At 26.6% G+C, this 16,577-nt stretch carries 15 protein-coding genes; all 15 read right to left on the bottom strand.

The features are described 5' to 3' along the window. On the bottom strand, positions 1–252 hold a 252-nt coding region (locus ACTTA5_RS07135), incomplete at its 3' end, for a hypothetical protein (RefSeq protein ID WP_440649027.1). Beyond that, on the bottom strand, positions 252–2,492 hold the full coding sequence (bamA, locus tag ACTTA5_RS07130; RefSeq protein WP_440649025.1) for an outer membrane protein assembly factor BamA: 2,241 nt from the start codon (positions 2,490–2,492) through the stop codon (positions 252–254). The genes bamA and ACTTA5_RS07135, both read right to left, overlap by 1 nt. A gap of 10 nt (positions 2,493–2,502) precedes the next feature. Beyond that, positions 2,503–3,675 (bottom strand): 1-deoxy-D-xylulose-5-phosphate reductoisomerase, encoded by a 1,173-nt coding sequence (locus ACTTA5_RS07125; RefSeq protein ID WP_440649023.1) that lies wholly within the window; start codon positions 3,673–3,675, stop codon positions 2,503–2,505. Positions 3,676–3,678: 3 nt separating this feature from the next. After that, on the bottom strand, positions 3,679–4,164 hold the full coding sequence (locus tag ACTTA5_RS07120; RefSeq protein ID WP_440649021.1) for a phosphatidate cytidylyltransferase: 486 nt from the start codon (positions 4,162–4,164) through the stop codon (positions 3,679–3,681). A gap of 138 nt (positions 4,165–4,302) precedes the next feature. Continuing rightward, a complete protein-coding gene (gene uppS, locus ACTTA5_RS07115; protein WP_440649019.1) occupies positions 4,303–4,977 on the bottom strand; it encodes a polyprenyl diphosphate synthase in 675 nt (224 codons plus the stop codon). After that, positions 4,974–5,525, bottom strand: a complete 552-nt coding sequence (gene frr, locus ACTTA5_RS07110; RefSeq protein ID WP_440649017.1) for a ribosome recycling factor — start codon at positions 5,523–5,525, stop codon at positions 4,974–4,976. The genes uppS and frr overlap by 4 nt, the downstream gene beginning before the upstream one ends. After that, the gene (tsf, locus tag ACTTA5_RS07105) at positions 5,526–6,377 is read right to left on the bottom strand and encodes a translation elongation factor Ts (RefSeq protein WP_440649015.1); all 852 of its coding nucleotides are present in this window, start codon (positions 6,375–6,377) and stop codon (positions 5,526–5,528) included. A gap of 1 nt (position 6,378) precedes the next feature. Next, a complete protein-coding gene (rpsB, locus tag ACTTA5_RS07100) occupies positions 6,379–7,194 on the bottom strand; it encodes a 30S ribosomal protein S2 (RefSeq protein ID WP_440649013.1) in 816 nt (271 codons plus the stop codon). Between the two features lie 129 nt (positions 7,195–7,323). Next, complete coding sequence (dnaE, locus tag ACTTA5_RS07095) at positions 7,324–10,740, bottom strand: DNA polymerase III subunit alpha (protein ID WP_440649011.1); 3,417 nt, start codon at positions 10,738–10,740, stop codon at positions 7,324–7,326. Beyond that, complete coding sequence (locus ACTTA5_RS07090) at positions 10,733–11,410, bottom strand: ABC transporter ATP-binding protein (RefSeq protein WP_440649009.1); 678 nt, start codon at positions 11,408–11,410, stop codon at positions 10,733–10,735. The genes dnaE and ACTTA5_RS07090 overlap by 8 nt, the downstream gene beginning before the upstream one ends. Next, positions 11,403–12,632: a lipoprotein-releasing ABC transporter permease subunit gene (locus ACTTA5_RS07085; RefSeq protein ID WP_440649007.1), complete on the bottom strand. Its 1,230-nt coding sequence runs from the start codon at positions 12,630–12,632 to the stop codon at positions 11,403–11,405. The genes ACTTA5_RS07090 and ACTTA5_RS07085 overlap by 8 nt, the downstream gene beginning before the upstream one ends. Beyond that, positions 12,629–13,963: a proline--tRNA ligase gene (gene proS, locus ACTTA5_RS07080; protein WP_440649005.1), complete on the bottom strand. Its 1,335-nt coding sequence runs from the start codon at positions 13,961–13,963 to the stop codon at positions 12,629–12,631. The genes ACTTA5_RS07085 and proS overlap by 4 nt, the downstream gene beginning before the upstream one ends. Position 13,964: 1 nt before the next feature. After that, a complete protein-coding gene (locus tag ACTTA5_RS07075) occupies positions 13,965–14,210 on the bottom strand; it encodes a DUF1467 family protein (protein ID WP_075506651.1) in 246 nt (81 codons plus the stop codon). After that, positions 14,210–15,868: a ribonuclease J gene (locus ACTTA5_RS07070; RefSeq protein WP_440649003.1), complete on the bottom strand. Its 1,659-nt coding sequence runs from the start codon at positions 15,866–15,868 to the stop codon at positions 14,210–14,212. The genes ACTTA5_RS07075 and ACTTA5_RS07070 overlap by 1 nt, the downstream gene beginning before the upstream one ends. 2 nt (positions 15,869–15,870) lie before the next feature. Next, a complete protein-coding gene (locus ACTTA5_RS07065) occupies positions 15,871–16,497 on the bottom strand; it encodes a type III pantothenate kinase (protein WP_440649028.1) in 627 nt (208 codons plus the stop codon). Positions 16,498–16,577: the final 80 nt, after the last annotated feature.

Raw genomic sequence — 16,577 nt, 5'->3', positions numbered from 1 at the left:
ATTATAAGCTTCATTTGAAATTATATTTTTTTTATTTTTAATTTCATTCTCTAATTCGCTTAATTTATCACTTTTAAGTTTTAATTCCTTAATATTTTTTTCATCTAATTTTTTTAGATTTTCTAATATTAATTTACCTTTATTTGAATTAGTTAATAAAAAATCTAAATCAATTATTGCAACTTGCTCTGAAAAACTAGCTGAACAACTAAATAAAAATATTGATAAAATTAAGGTAATTTTTTTTAACATTAAAAAGAAGTACCTATATTAAATCTAAAAGTCTCTTCAATATCGCTATCAGTTTTTGAAATAACTTCTGCTAATGAAAATGATAAAGGACCTAAAAAAGTATACCAATCTACAGCTAAACCAATAGAAGATCTTAATTTACTTGAATCATTTAATGAAGAATCATAATCTACACCCCACACATTAGCTGTGTCTATAAAAATCAAAGCATCTAAATTTTGTTGATTTGGAAAAAGTTGTGGGACTGTAGTATTAAAATTTAAAGCTGTTATAAAATTTCCTCCTATAAAATCATTTCCATCTTTAGGTCCAACTTTGCCGCTCTCAAATCCTCTTAATTTTTTCGAAGGTACATTTAATCTCTCAGTTAATTTAACATCATCACCTGTAATTGAGTGAGCACTTTTAAGTGTTAATGACATTGAAGAAACATTCTCATTAAATAATTCACTAAAAACTTTAAAATCATAACTATTTGTTAAAGTATTGTTCTCACTAATTATTGGAGTATCAATACTATATCTAGAATAAAAACCATCAGTTGTTCTAAATTTTTGGTTTCTTTTGTCCAGAAAAAAATCAAATTTTAAAAAAGTATCCCAATAATCTCCTGTTTGTTTTTTTTGTCTAACAGATGCATTAGAATTAGTCTCTATTTTTTCGTAAAAAGATCTAGTAGATATACCAAAATTAAAATCCTTATACTGCTCAAAATCTGTACCGATTTCAAAACCAGTTTTATTTGTTTTAAATCCACTTTTTTTGAGTTTGTCTATTTCCAAGGCTTGAATGTTAAAAAAAACTGACTTATCAGTATTATTGTATTTTGGGTTAGTAACACTAAATTTTCCTTTAAAACTTTCAGCAGAAACTGATGCGTTTGCATCTAAAGATAGTCCTTGGCCCAAATAATTATTTTCTTTTACTGAAAAAGCAAGAGTACCTCCAGAAGTTCCTAAACCTGCGCCAGCAGAAATTTCTCCTGTTGGTTTTTCTACCACAGATAAATTAACTATTTTAGAATTTTTATCTTTACCGTCTGAAACATTTGTCTTTATGTCTTTAAAAAAATTTAAACTTTGTAAATTATTTTCTGATTTATTTAAAAGTATTTCATTAAAAGTGTCACCTTCGTTAATCTCAAGGTAGTTTCTAATAACATTCTCTCTTGTTACGTTATTACCTAGAATGTTTATTCTTTCTACTGTAACTCTATCAGTTTGTCGTATCTGAAAATTTATATCAAGTATATTAGAGTTAATATTTTCTAATACTTCAGCATTTATACTTTGATATTCATCATTTAAGGTAATTATATCTATCTCATCTAAAATTTTTTCAATTGACAATATAGAATATGGTTTTCCTTTTAAATCATAAAGAGTTTCTTTAAGTTTTTTGTAATTTTTTTCATTGAAATCTATTGGTAAATCTAAATTTAAATCACCAAAATAAATTTTTTCATTGGCTGAAATATTGTATATTAACTCAAAATCCTCATTATTTGTTAATTTAGCAAATGATGAATTTATTTGAATATTGTAATATCCCTTATTAAGATAAAAATTTCTTAACAATCGTTTATCCATATTAATAATTTCCTCATTCAAGAATTTCTTATTTGACAAAAATTTCCAGAATTTAGACTCTTCACTAATCAATACATTCCTTAATTTTCTATCTTTAAAAACTTTGTCACCAATAAAAGATATTTTAGAAATTTTTGCTCTGTTTCCTAAATTAATTTTATAAATTATATCTACTGTATTATTTTCTTTTGTTTCTACATAAGGTGTTACCATGGCAAAATAGAAACCAAAATCTTTTAATATTGATTTAATCGAGTTTACTTCATCTGACAAAAAAATCTCATTATACGAGTCTCTTTTTTTAAATTTGAAATTTTTTTCAATTGCTTTTATGTATTTTTTTGCTTTAACACCATCTAGTAAAATATTATCAATAATTGGAAATTCTTTAACATTAATTATTAAGGTATTATTTTTAACATTAACAGACACTGTATCAAAAAAATTTGTTTCATACAGATCTCTAATTATTTGGTTTTTTTTAAAATCTGTAATTTTCTCATTTTCACTAATATTAGAAAACAATTTAATTGTTTTTTCTGAAATTCTCTCATTACCTATAATGTTTATATTCAATATATTTTCAGCATGAGCAGGTTTATTTAACAAACAAAAATAAATCAATATAAGAGGAAGAATATATTTTTTCATAAGTTAAGGGTTATATATCTTTTATTTTGTTTGAACATAAATATAAACGCACATTATTACTTAAATTCAAAATTTGTTTAATATTTTTAGGTCTGACATGTTTATATTTTTTAAATTCAGCTTTATTTAAAAAAGTATATAATTTTTTGAATATATCATTAAATTTTATTTTTTTATCTAAAAATTGTTTAACAAGTTCATCGTTTGCTGTAATCAAAACTGTTTCAAACAAAGAGTCATGTTTTGGAAGCAAATCTAATATTTTTATTGATGGAAATTGAGACTTGTTTACACTTTTTAATTGTAAATTATTTAATTCGGAAAATCTGATTTTTTTATTTTTAAAATTTAATTTTTTTTTAGAGTCATAAATTGAATTGTAAATAGGTATCCTCATATCTGCTTCATGTGCTATCATTTCAATTAGACCATTGTTAAATTTAATTATTGAATGAATATAAGATCTTGGATGTATAGTTATTGAAAGTTGACTAAATTTAATTTCAAATATTTTTTTAGCCTCTATAACTTCGAAAACCTTATTCATTAAAGTTGCTGAGTCTATAGTGATTTTTTTTCCCATTTTCCAATTAGGATGTTTCAACGCATCTTTAACATTTATATTTTTAAACTTTTTTAAAGGTAAATTTAAAAAAGGCCCTCCAGATGCAGTTAAAATAACTTTATCAATGATATTTTTTTTATCCTTAATTGAAAATGAAACTGAAAAATGTTCTGAGTCAACAGGAATGAATTTGGTATTATATTTAACTAGTTGATTTTTGATTAAATTCCATCCACAAATTATCGACTCTTTATTTGCTATAGCAATTTTCCTAGTATGTTTTATTATTTTAAAAGTTGGTTCTAGGCCATTAAGACCAACAATTGCACTCATTGCATAGTCTATTTTTTTTTTAAATATTTTATTAAAATTATCAAAATCATAATAAATTTTAATTCTCTTATTTTTATTTAATTTTTTAAAATTTTCATAACTTTTAAAATTTGAAATAATTACATTATTGACTTTAAATATTTTAGTTTGTTTTAAAAGTTCTTTGTAATTATTATGTGCAGTCAAAAGATGAATTTCATAATTTTTTTTATCCCTGGACACTATATCAAATAAAGATTTACCAACAGATCCTGTAGATCCAAGAATAGCAATTTTAATTTTCATAGATCAAAAAATTTGAAGCAAATTTAAAATATAAAATGTTGGGACTGCAAAAATCATTCCATCAATTCTATCTAATATACCCCCGTGACCAGGTATCAACTTACCAGTATTTTTTACTTTAGCTTTTCTTTTAAAGAAAGATATTACTATATCACCCATTTGACTTATTGAAGAAATTATAAATGAAACAATTATTGCCCTAGATAAAGACATATTGTTAAACTGTAAAAATTCCAAAAATAAAGGGGTAAAAATTAATGTTAAAACATAACTACCAATCATACCTGCGTATGTTTTGTTTGGACTAATTTTTATTAATTTTGGTCCTTTTAAAATTTTACCAAATACATAACCTCCAATATCTGTACTAATACAAATAAATATTACTAGAAATAGGTATCTGACATCTTCTGAAAGTTTATAAATTGTAAAAAAAGAAATTGTTAAAAAAATTAATCCAAAAATTCTTAATGGATTATTTTTAGTCATCCTGGACCATTCATAAAATGAAACAGAGTAACAAAATATTAATAGGGTATTAAAGTAAAATGAATTACCAATAATACAAAAAAAAAAACAATATTATTATTATTATTGAACTAATAGTTCTTTTTAGCAAGTTGTTCATTAAATATTTCCAAATTTTCTTTTTATCATCTTATAGTTGTTAATTATTTCAATGTAATCTTTTCTATTAAATGATGGCCACAATTTTTTTTCAAAATAAATTTCAGAATATGCAATTTGCCATAATAAAAAATTACTTAATCTTTTTGTATTTCCTGTTCTAATTAATAAATCTGGATCAGGAATATTTTTTGTTTGCAAATAACTGATAAAGTTTTTTTCTGTTATTTTTTTTTTATTTTTTTTTAATTCTTTAAATGAATTTAATATTTCAAATTTTGATCCATAATTTAAAGCTAAATTAAGTTGTAATTTTTTATTTTTGGATGTTTTTTTTTCTGCTTTATTAATTAAATTATTAAGCTTTTCCGAAAAATTTTTTATACCAATTATTTTTAACTTTATATTTTTTTTATTTAACTCATCTATTTTTTCAGCTAAAAAATTTTCTAATAAATTAAATAAAAAATTAATCTCATTTTTCGGCCTTTTCCAATTTTCTGTTGAAAATGCATAAAGTGTTAAATATTTAATTTTATTTTTTAAAGTTTCTTTAATAATTTTTTCTACAGTATTCAAACCTTCTTTGTGACCATCATTCCTATTTTTTTTGTACCTAAGTCCCCATCTGCCATTGCCATCCATTATAATGGCTACATGATTTAATGGATTCATATTGTCATTATTTCTTTTTCTTTTGAAGAAACTTTTTCATCAACAGATTTTATATGTTCATCTGTTATGTTTTGAATTATTTTTTCTTTAGCTTTCTCATCATCTTCACCAATTTCTTTAGATTTTAATAATTTTTTCAGATCTTCATTAGCTTCTCTTCTGATATTTCTAATTGATACCTTGCATTTTTCGCCAATTGATTTAATCAATCTTCTCAACTCTGATCTTCTTTCTTCATTAAGTTCTGGAACTGGGAGCCTTATTAATTGACCATCAATTTGAGGATTTAACCCTAGATCAGATTTTTTAATTGCAGCGTCTAACAATGGGACATTATTAACATCCCACACTTGAATATTTATCATTCTTGGTTCTGGAGTTGTTATGCTCCCAATTTGATTAATTGGCATTTGTTGGCCATATACATCAACTTTCACTAGATCTAGCATTGAAGCATTAGCTCTTCCTGTTCTAAGGGAAGATAATTCTTTAGAAAACACGTCTATGGCTTTATCCATTTTTACACCATAAGATTTCTCATCAAACATTTACTCTCCTATTTTTATTCTAAAGAATTCCTTAATTTTTAAATCTGCAATAGAAAGTTCTTTGATAATATCTTGAACCTTTTTCTTGGGTTCCATAACCCAAGCTTGAGTTAAAAGTGCATTTTCTTCCTTAAACTTGTTCATTTTACCAAAACTTATTTTTTTTGCAATTTCATCAGGTTTACCTGAATTTTTCAATTCTTCTGCAACTAACTCTTGTTCTTTATCAATTACTGCTTGATCAATTAAATTTGATTCAAGTGCCAAAGGATTTGAGGCTGCAATATGCATTGATAATTGTTTACCAAATGATTTAACTGTATCTGATTTATCATTTGTATCAAGTGACACTAATACAGCTAATTTTGCTACATTATCTTTTACAACTGTGTGTAGGTAATGGTTGTTTACTCCACTTTTATTTTCAATAGTTTTTGATTTTCCAATCGTAATTTTTTCACCAATTTTTGCAATTAACGCTACCAAATTATCATCTACGCTTTGTCCGTTTTTCATTACAGCTTTTTTTAATTCATCTTGATTAGAGCTGTGATGGTTGTTTAATTCACTTAATTCTTTAACAAAACTTATAAAGTCATCATTTTTAGCAACAAAGTCAGTTTCACAATTTACTTCTATTACAGAAGTTTTGTTTTCATCACCTGATACTACAACAACTCCTTCTTTAGCATCTCTAGACATTTTTTTTGAGGCTTTTGATATTCCTTTAACTCTTAGAATTTCAATTGCTTTATCTAAATCACCACCAGACTCTTTGATTGCTAAATTACAATCCTTAAATCCAGCACCTGTTGCTTCTCTTAATTTTTTTACTTTTTCTATATCACTCATTTTAATTTAACTTTCCTTTATCTTCCTTAGAGAATTTTTTTTCTAGTTTTTCTCTATCAATTTCTTGAATAGTTTTATTTTTATCATCATTATTACCTAATTTTGCTTTTTCTTGATTAGGCTCAGATGATTGAATTGAACTTTTTGCATTATTGATCGTTTCTTTAATTAAATTACAATAAAGATCTATTGCTCTTCTTGCATCATCATTACCAGGAATTGGATAATCAATATTATCTGGGTTAGAATTACTATCTAGAATAGCAATTATAGGAATACCTAATTTTGATGACTCAGCTATAGCTAATGACTCATAATTAGTATCAATTACAAAAACTAATTCTGGAACTTTTTTCATTTCAGCTATTCCACCCGATCTTTGAAGCTTGTCTTTTTTAACACTCATTTTAAGAAGTTCTTTTTTGGTGAAACCTCTATTCTCAGCAGCTAAATCAATTTCTAATTTTTTTAGCTTTTTTATTGAGTTAGATATTGTTCCCCAATTAGTTAGCATTCCGCCTAACCATCTGTAGTTTACAAAATACTGATCTGTTTCCTTGGCAACTTCTGCAATAGCTTCTGATGCTTGTTTTTTTGTTGATACAAATAAAATTTTTCCATTATTTGCTATAGTATTATAGACCTTTTCTAAAGCTACTTTAGTTAACTCAAGTGTTTGAGTTAGATCTATAATGTGAATTGAGTCTCTTTTTCCAAAAATGTATTTCTTCATTTTTGGATTCCATCTCAAAGTTTTGTGTCCAAGATGAACACCTGCCTCTAATAATTGTTGAATTGTAACGTTAGGTATTTTCATATTTATTCCCGGTTAAGCCACCACAGTAATTTCCAATTAAGGACCGGAGGTATAAAACCAACAACTGTGTGCGTGTTAATTTAATTAAATTGTTATTTACAAATATTTATTAAAATTGACAAGTTTTATTTAACTAATTTCTGCTTGAATTTGCTGTTTTCTTAAAAGATTTAAGGATTTTCTATCAAGATTCATCGGCTTTTTTAATTGAAAATTTAAAATTTGATCTTTTGTTGAGAGATTAAATTTTACTTGGGTTTTACCGTCTTGATTTAAGAATTTTGAAATCTCTTGGATTTGTTCAATAGATTTAACATTAAATGATATTTCATTAATTGGGCTGTTAAATAAATCTTTTAAAGAAGCTATTTTTTGAACATTAATTCTTTTAAAACGATTTTCATCATTAGAAATATTCTTAACTAAGGTCAAAATTAATGAGTTGCCCTCTTTTAAGATCTCTCTATTTAATTCAAGTAAATCTGAAAAAATAAATATTTCAAATACACTATTTATATCTGTTAACTTTAAAACTGCATATGCATTTCCTTTAGCAGTTTTTCTCTCCTGAACCTTAAGCAATGTTGCCGCTACATTAACATTTTCTGAATTATCATCTGATATAAATTTTGCATAATCATTAATTTTATAGTCTTCAAAAATTTCTGTAAATTGATTTAATGGGTGATCAGATATAAAAAATCCTACTGCTTCAAATTCTTTTGACAATCTCTCTTCAAATTTCCAATCTTCTATTTTAGCTATAATGTCTTCCTGTGCTTCATTGTTATCAGAAAACAAATCTATTTGATTGGCTAGCTTATTTTCAGAAATATTTTTATTTTTTAAAATTAAATTAGGAATTGTGTTAAAAATTGCTTGTCTATTCGAGTTTAAATTATCAAATGCTCCTGCTTTCACCAATCCTTCTAATTGTAATTTATTTATATCTTTTGGATTAACTCTATTTATAAAGTCTTTAATAGACTCAAATTTTCCATTTAACTCTCTTTCTTTAACAATATTAGAAATTGCCTCATAACCTACGGCTTTAATTCCACCTAATGCATAATAAAATTTACCATCAATAGTTCTAAAATCAGCAAAACATTCATTAATATCAGGTCTAATTGTTTCAACATTAAGTCTTTTTAATTCCTCATAAAACTCACTTAATTTATTTTGATTAGAAATATCCATAGTCATTGATGCAGCAATGAATTCTTTAGGATAATAAGTTTTTAGATATGCTGTTTGATAGGAAATTATTGCATAAGCAGCTGCGTGACTTTTGTTAAAACCATATTCTGCAAAAGGTTCGATTTTTAAAAATATTCCAGCTGCAACATCTTTAGCAATTCCATTTTTAACTGCTCCAGCAATAAAACCTTGTTTTTGTTTCTCTAGCTCTGCTCTCTTTTTTTTACCCATTGCTCTTCTTAAGAGATCAGCTTGTCCCGCAGTAAATCCTGAAAGTTTTTGAGCAATCTGCATTACTTGCTCTTGATAAATAATTACCCCATATGTGGGTTTTAAAATATCTTCCAATAATGGGTGTAAATAATCTGGTTTTTGCTTTCCATGTTTGCAATCATTGTAAGTTGGTATGTTGCTCATTGGGCCTGGTCTATATAATGCTACTAGTGCAATAATATCTTCAATATGATTTGGCTTCATGTGGAGCAAAGCTTCTCTCATTCCAGCACTTTCAATTTGAAACAAGCCTACTGTTTTACCAGATGATAAAAGATCAAAGACTTTTTGATCATCAAAATCTATTTCTTCAATATTAAATTTTTTATCTCTTTTTCTAACTAATTTTTGAGTGTTATTTATTACCGTTAGTGTCTTTAGCCCTAAAAAATCAAATTTAATTAAACCAGCATTTTCAGCTGAATACATATCAAATTGTGTAGAAGGTAAAAGTAAATCTGCAGAAGTATCTTTATATAAAGGAACTACTTCTGTTAATTTTTTATCTGCAATCACAACTCCTGCTGCATGAGTAGCGACGTTTCGATTAAGACCTTCTAATTTTAATGATAACTCTGTTAATTTCTTTACTCTAGTATCTTCATTAATTAGCTTTTGTAATCTTGGCTCTCCAGCTATACATTGGGTTAGATTTTGAGGTCTAGAAGGATCAAAAGGTATCATTTTTGATATACTATCAATAAATCCATAAGGTAATCCCATAACTCTACCAACGTCTCTGATCACCATCCTTGCTTTAAGTTTACCAAAAGTAATTATGTGAGCTACACTATCTTTGTATTTTTTTGTTAAATATTCAAAAACTAGATCTCTTTTATCCTCACAAAAATCTATATCAAAATCAGGCATAGAAATTCGGTCTGGATTTAAAAATCTTTCAAAAATTAAATTAAACTTAATTGGGTCAACATCAGTAATTGATATACACCAAGCAACCAATGATCCAGCACCTGAGCCTCTACCAGGACCAACAGGTATATCATTTTCTTTAGCCCATTTTATATAATCAGATACAATTAAAAAATAACTCGAATATTTCATTTTAATAATTATTGAAAGTTCATGATCTAGTCTTTCTTTATAAAGGAGAAAATTTTTATCATTTTCAAGTTCACTATCTTTAACATTAAAAACTTTTAAAAATTTATCTCTCAGTCCTTCTAAAGAATATTTAGTTAAAAGATCATCTGCATTACCATCTTTATCAGTACTAATGTTAGGCAATATAGGATTAGAGAATAATGGTCTAAAATTACATCTTAAAGGAAAGTTGTAATTGTTTTCTAATGCCTCTGGAATATCAGCAAATAACTCTGTCATTTCAGAGTTAGTTTTTAAATAATGTTGATCACTTAATTTTAATCTATTTTTTTCATTAATATAGGTTTTGTTACCAATACAAATCAAAGCATCATGTGCTTCATGCATATCTTTTGATAAATAAAAAACTTCATTAGTAGCAATTATTGGTATTTCTAGTTCTATAGATTTTTTTAGATTAAATTTTTCAAACCCATTTTCATTAGTGTCGTTGTGTCGTTGAATTTCTAAATAAAACCTATCTCCAAAAACTTCTTTAATTTTTGAATAAATTTCGTTTATTTCGGTAAATTTTCCTTTATCAAATAATTTTCCAAAAAGACCTAAAACAGTACCTGAAAAAACTGAAACACCATCAGAACTTTTTAATAATTCATCAAAATTTACATGAGGGTCACTTAATTCATCATTTTCTAAATATGAATTCGAGGACAATTCAATAATTTTTTTATAACCTGTTTCATTCAAGGCAAACAAAGGTAACAATCCAATTGTATCATTTAGTTTAAAATTAATTTGAGTACCAATAATTGGCTGTGTTCCTGATTTAGAAATTTTTTCTGCAAATTCTAAAGCTCCACATAAATTAGAAGTGTCACTTATTCCTAAAGATTTAATTTTGTTTGATTTGCAATATTCTTGTAAATCATCAATCTTGGCTGCGCCTTCACATATAGAATATTGTGTATGGACTTTTAAATGATTAAAGTTTTGATTTAATGACTCAGACATTAGATGATTTTATAATACCATCTCTCATCTCCAATAGGCAATCTGCCTTATTAGCAAAAAATCTATTGTGAGTTGCAAATATTATTAATCTATCTGATTTTTTTTGATTATATAAAAGTTTAAAAACTTCTTTTGCTGTGTTCATATCCAAACTGCCTGTTGGCTCATCTGCCAAGATTATTTCAGGATCATTTACGATAGCTCTTGCTATAGCTACTCTTTGAGCCTCACCACCTGAAAGTTGTGAAGGAAAGTGATTTGATCTATTTGAGAGACCAATTTTTTTTAATAATTTTTTAGCCTTTGTAATTGCTAATTCTTTGTCATTATTGTTAGCAAGTGATGCTAAATAAATATTTTCGATGGCAGTAAAATCAGAAAGAAGATTGTTTTGTTGATAAACAATACCAATTTTTTTTGATCTAAAAATATCATTTTCTTCTGTGTCATTAAAATTAATTTGATTTTGATTAAACATAATTTGACCTGATGAAGGTCTGTCTATTAAAGAAATTAAATTTAACAAAGTTGATTTACCTGAACCTGAAGGGCCCATGATTGAATAAATTTTACCTTTTTCAAAATTTTGCGACAAACCTTTTAAGACTTTAATCTTTTTTTCAGTCTCAAAGCTTTTAGATATACTTTTTAATTCTAAATACTTACTCATATTTTAAAGATTTAATTGGATCCAATCTAGCCGCTTTAAAAGCTGGAAAAATTGATACTAAAATAGTTATAATTATTGAGCAAACTGAAATTAGAATAATTGATGTCGGGTTGATCTCAGATGGCATCTTGCTTAGAAAATATATTTCTTCAGGAAATAAACTTATATTGAAAACTGAGCTCAAAAATTGTCTAAAATTTTCAATATAAATAGAAAAAGTTACACCTAAAAAAATACCAAAAATTGTTGCAGAAGTACCTATTATTACTCCAACTAAAAAAAATATTTTAATTATTGATTTATTTAATACTCCAATTGATTTTAAGATAGCAATATCCCTCGTTTTGTTTTTTACCAAAATAGTTAATCCTGAAATAATATTAAATGCAGCAACAATTATTATTAATGACAAAATAATAAACATAACATTCCGTTCAACTTTTAGAGCTGAAAATAATGAACTATTCATATCTGCCCAGCTAAAGACAAATTCATCAACAAAAACTTGTTTCACTATTAATTTTTGAGACTCGATATTATTTGGATTTTTCAGATAAATTTCTAAATTTCTTTCGTCGGAATCGTATCCAAAGAACTCTTCTAAAACATTAAGTTCAATAAATGCAATATTGTTATCAAATTCTGCTAAACCACTATTAAAAATTGAATTAACAATAAAAGTTTTTTGTTTCGGCATACTGCCAATTATTGTTTGAACACCAGATGGTGACATTAGAGTCAATTCATCTCCTATTTCAAGATTTAGAGAAAAACTTAGTTCGCTTCCTATTGATATAAAATTTTTATCAAATTTATTTAATTCACCTTTAAATTTTTCATTTGTTAATACTTCTAAATTTAAAAGATCATTATGTTTATAGCCTCGTAACACTATTCCTTTAGTATTATTATTTTTAACAATAATTGCCTCTCCTGAATTGCTAAAAATTATATTCTTAGAGATTAACTTTAGTTTATTATTTATTTTATATTCATCTATTGAATTTGAATAAGGTTTAACAGTTACATGTGAATTAAATCCAACAATTTTGTTAATTAATTCTGTTCTAAAACCATTCATTACTGACATAACAATAATTAGAATAGCAACACCTAGACTTATTCCAATGAAGGAAAATATTGAAATAACATTTAAAAAGCCATCTTTTTTTCTAGCTTTTAAAAATCTAAAAGTAATTTCTTTTTCTAAAGTAGAAATCAAATTGAATTTTTTTGTTTATTTATAATTTCTATAATTTTGCTTAAAGGCAAGTTTTGAGTTTCACCACCTGTTTCTTTGAACTCTAATAAATCACCCTCACTCTTCTTTCCAATGATAATTTGATACGGAGCCCCAATTAAATTCATTTTTTTAATTTTGGATGAAAAATTTTCATCAGTGTCATCAATAAGAGCATCAATATTATTTTTTAATAACTCATTATTAATATTGTTAGCCTTATCTAGTGCTGAATTATCGTTTTTATTTATCATTGGTATCAAAGCAATATCATATGGAGCAACAGACAATGGCCATTTCATGATTTCATTTTTTTCATCATATTTTGCCTCTATTATTGCCCCTACTAACCTTGATACACCAATTCCATAAGAACCCATTTTAACAAAATCTTTTTTTCCACCTGGTAAATCTACTGATGCATTCATAGGTTTTGAATATTTGTCGCCAAAATAAAATATATGGCCTACCTCAATACCTTTTGTGATTAATTGATTTTCTTTAGAAACTATTTTTTCAAATTCATCTTTGTTAAACTTTTCATCTGTCACAGCATAAAATTGCTCATATTTTTTTCTCATTTCTTCTAACGAAGATTTTTCTAATTGAGTATCATCACTGTTTAAGTCAAAAATTCTTTTGTCAGTAAAAATTTTACTCTCACCTGTGTCTGCTAAGATAATAAATTCATGAGATAAATTTCCTCCAATTGGGCCTGTATCAGCAGCCATAGGTATTGCGGTTAGATCTAATCTTTTAAAAGTTTTTAAATATGAAAGAAAAAATTTATTATAAGAAAAAAATGCTTCCTCATCTGATACATCAAATGAATAAGCATCTTTCATATAAAACTCTCTTCCCCTCATTATTCCAAATCTAGGTCTTATTTCGTCTCTAAATTTCCATTGTATGTGGTACATAAGTTGGGGTAATGATTTATAAGATTTAATTGAAGATCTAAAAATTTCTGTAACTTGCTCTTCATTGGTAGGTCCATAAAGCATTTCTCTATTTTGACGATCAGTTATTCTAAGCATCTCCTCACCGTAATCATCATATCGACCACTTTCTTTCCATATCTCACTAGACTGAATTGTTGGCATTAATATTTCTTGAGCTCCAATCTTATTTTGCTCTTCTCTAACAATTTGTTCTATTTTTTTCATTACCTTAAATCCTAAAGGTAACCATGAGTATATTCCTGCAGAAGCTTGCTTTATCATACCAACTCTCAACATTAATTGATGAGATTTAATTTTTGCTTCAGAAGGATTATTTTTTAATATCGGAATAAATGAATTTGATAAAAGCATCTTAACTAATCATATTTCTTAAATTTAAATATTCAAATTTTATTAATAAATAAATAATAATAAAAATTACAGTTGTTATACCTGTGCAATACAAGAATTTTTTCAACATTTTTGGGTTTTCAGGTGATCCTGGATCTTCACCATCAATTTTTACTGTTTTTGCTCTGTTTACATCAATAGGAAGTATAGCAAAGAAGACTATCCACCATATAATTACATAGATAATTGCTAAACCAGTTACACTCATTAAATTCTAACAAGGTTAATATTAGTGAAAGGTTTTTTCCCCGTTCTTTCTTTAGAAAATTTTCTGCAGGCAATTTTTAATGCATCAATTAAATTATGCTCTTGTTGCTTGCTTCCAATTTTAAAAGTTCTAGAAGTTTTTTCTATTTCTTCTTCTAACCCATAAACAAATTCTTCTCTATCATCTACTGGCAACCCACGAAAAGAAAGCACAGGATTGTTGTGAATATTTCCTTTAGGTGTTATCATTAAAGTTACTTCAAGATATCCATTAGCACTCAAATTTTTTCTATCTTTTATTGACTGTGAGTCTGGATCGACACTTACATTACCATCTAAATATAATCGACCACTTGGAGCTTTGTCGTAAACTTCAGGCTGATTACCAGGATATAACTTAACTATATCACCGTTTTCTACTTGTACAGGATATGGAACTTGCATTTCTTTTGCAAAATTTATGTGTTCTATCATGTGCCTATGTTCACCATGTACAGGTATTACACATTTAGGTTTAACCCATTCATACATTTCTTTTAAATCTTCTCTATTTGGATGACCAGAAACATGAACAAATTCAGTTTCCTCAGATATCACTTCTATACCATCTTTAACAAGTTGGTTGTGCAATTTATAAAGTTTTTTTTCATTTCCAGGTATAATTTTTGATGAAAATATTACAGCATCACCTTTTTCAATAAAAACATCAGGGTGTACATAACTAGAAATTCTCATCATCGCTCCCATTGGTTCTCCTTGGCTACCTGTACAAAGATAAACTATTTTTTCTCTTGAGAAATTTTTAGCTTCACGAGGGTCAATTGGTTCAATTGTATTTTTTAAATATCCACATTGACGTGCAGCTTTATAAATACGATGCATCGATCTTCCAACTAGTGAAATTTGTCTTCCTGTTTGCTCAGCACAATAAAATGCTGTCTCCATTCTTGCTACATTGGATGCAAATGAAGTGATGATAATTCTCTTTTTCAATCTCGACATTACATTTAACATATTTTTTCTAACATCAAGTTCAGATCCAGACTTACCGGCACTAAAAACATTAGTAGAGTCACAGATCATTGCTAATACTCCTTCATCACCAATTTCTTTTAATCTCTTATCATTTATATTGTCACCAATAAGTGGATTGGGATCTACTTTCCAATCTCCTGTGTGTAAAATTACACCAGCAGGAGTTTTTATTCTCAAGCCATTGGGTTCTAAAATTGAATGAGTTAAAGTTATATATTCAATTTCGAATGGATCTAATGAAACAGTTCCATTTAATTCAACAATTTGTAAATCATTAGTAATATCTATTTGTTTTTCTCGAAACTTCTCTTTAATCAAAACTGCTGTAAATGGAGTAGCAAATATTTTACATCTTAATTTTGGCCATAAATGTGCGATTGCTCCAATGTGATCCTCATGCGCGTGAGTTAAAACTATACCCAACAAGTTATCTTTTCTTTCAACAATAAATCCAGGATCAGGATAAATTAAATCAACACCTGGTATAGTGTCATCAGCAAAAGTTACACCAATGTCTACCATTATCCATTTATGATCGCTTGGTTGACCGTAACCAAACAAATTCATGTTCATACCTATCTCACCAGATCCACCTAGTGGACAAAATAACAATTCATCTTTCATAATTATTTTATTTGCTCAGAAATCTTTATTAGACCTTTAATTGTAATATCTTGGTTATGTTTAACTTTCGATTTTATTGAACTTGTAAATAAATCAGAAAATCCACCTGTCAATACAACTTTAAAGGATTTTCTTGTCTCTTTCTTAATTAAATTAATCATATTGTCAATTAAACCAGAATAACCCCAAAAAAAACCTGATCTAACAGCAGAAAGTGTGTTGCTGCCTATTACTTTTTTCATACGTTTAAGCTCAATTTTTGGGATTAAAGTAGCTCTGTCTGACAAAGTATTAAGAGACAACTTAATTCCAGGAGCTATTATTCCTCCCATATACGTATTTTTTATTAAAACATCAAATGTTGTAGCGGTACCAAAATCTAAAATTATATAATTATTTTTGTTATCCAATAAGCTTATGGCATTTGTAATTCTATCAGAGCCTACCTGCTTGTAATCAACTTTAATTTTAATCATTGATTTTAAATTCAAGTTTTTTACCTCGTTGCATTTAACTTTAGTGATTTTAGAAAAGTAGTTTTTTATAATTTTAAAAGTGTTTGGGACAACACTACAAAACAATATAATTTCAATTTTATTTATATGTATTTTATTTTTTTTAAATAAGATTTAAAAATGCTTATTACTTATTTATTATTAAATAAAAGTAAATCTTATTAAAATATTATTTCTATAGTAAACTAAAAAAA

The organism is Candidatus Pelagibacter sp. HIMB1521, assembly GCF_052047875.1.
Lineage (GTDB): Bacteria > Pseudomonadota > Alphaproteobacteria > Pelagibacterales > Pelagibacteraceae > Pelagibacter.
Note: the sequence above shows the minus strand (reverse complement) of the source record. Positions and strands in the feature narration are given on the sequence as shown.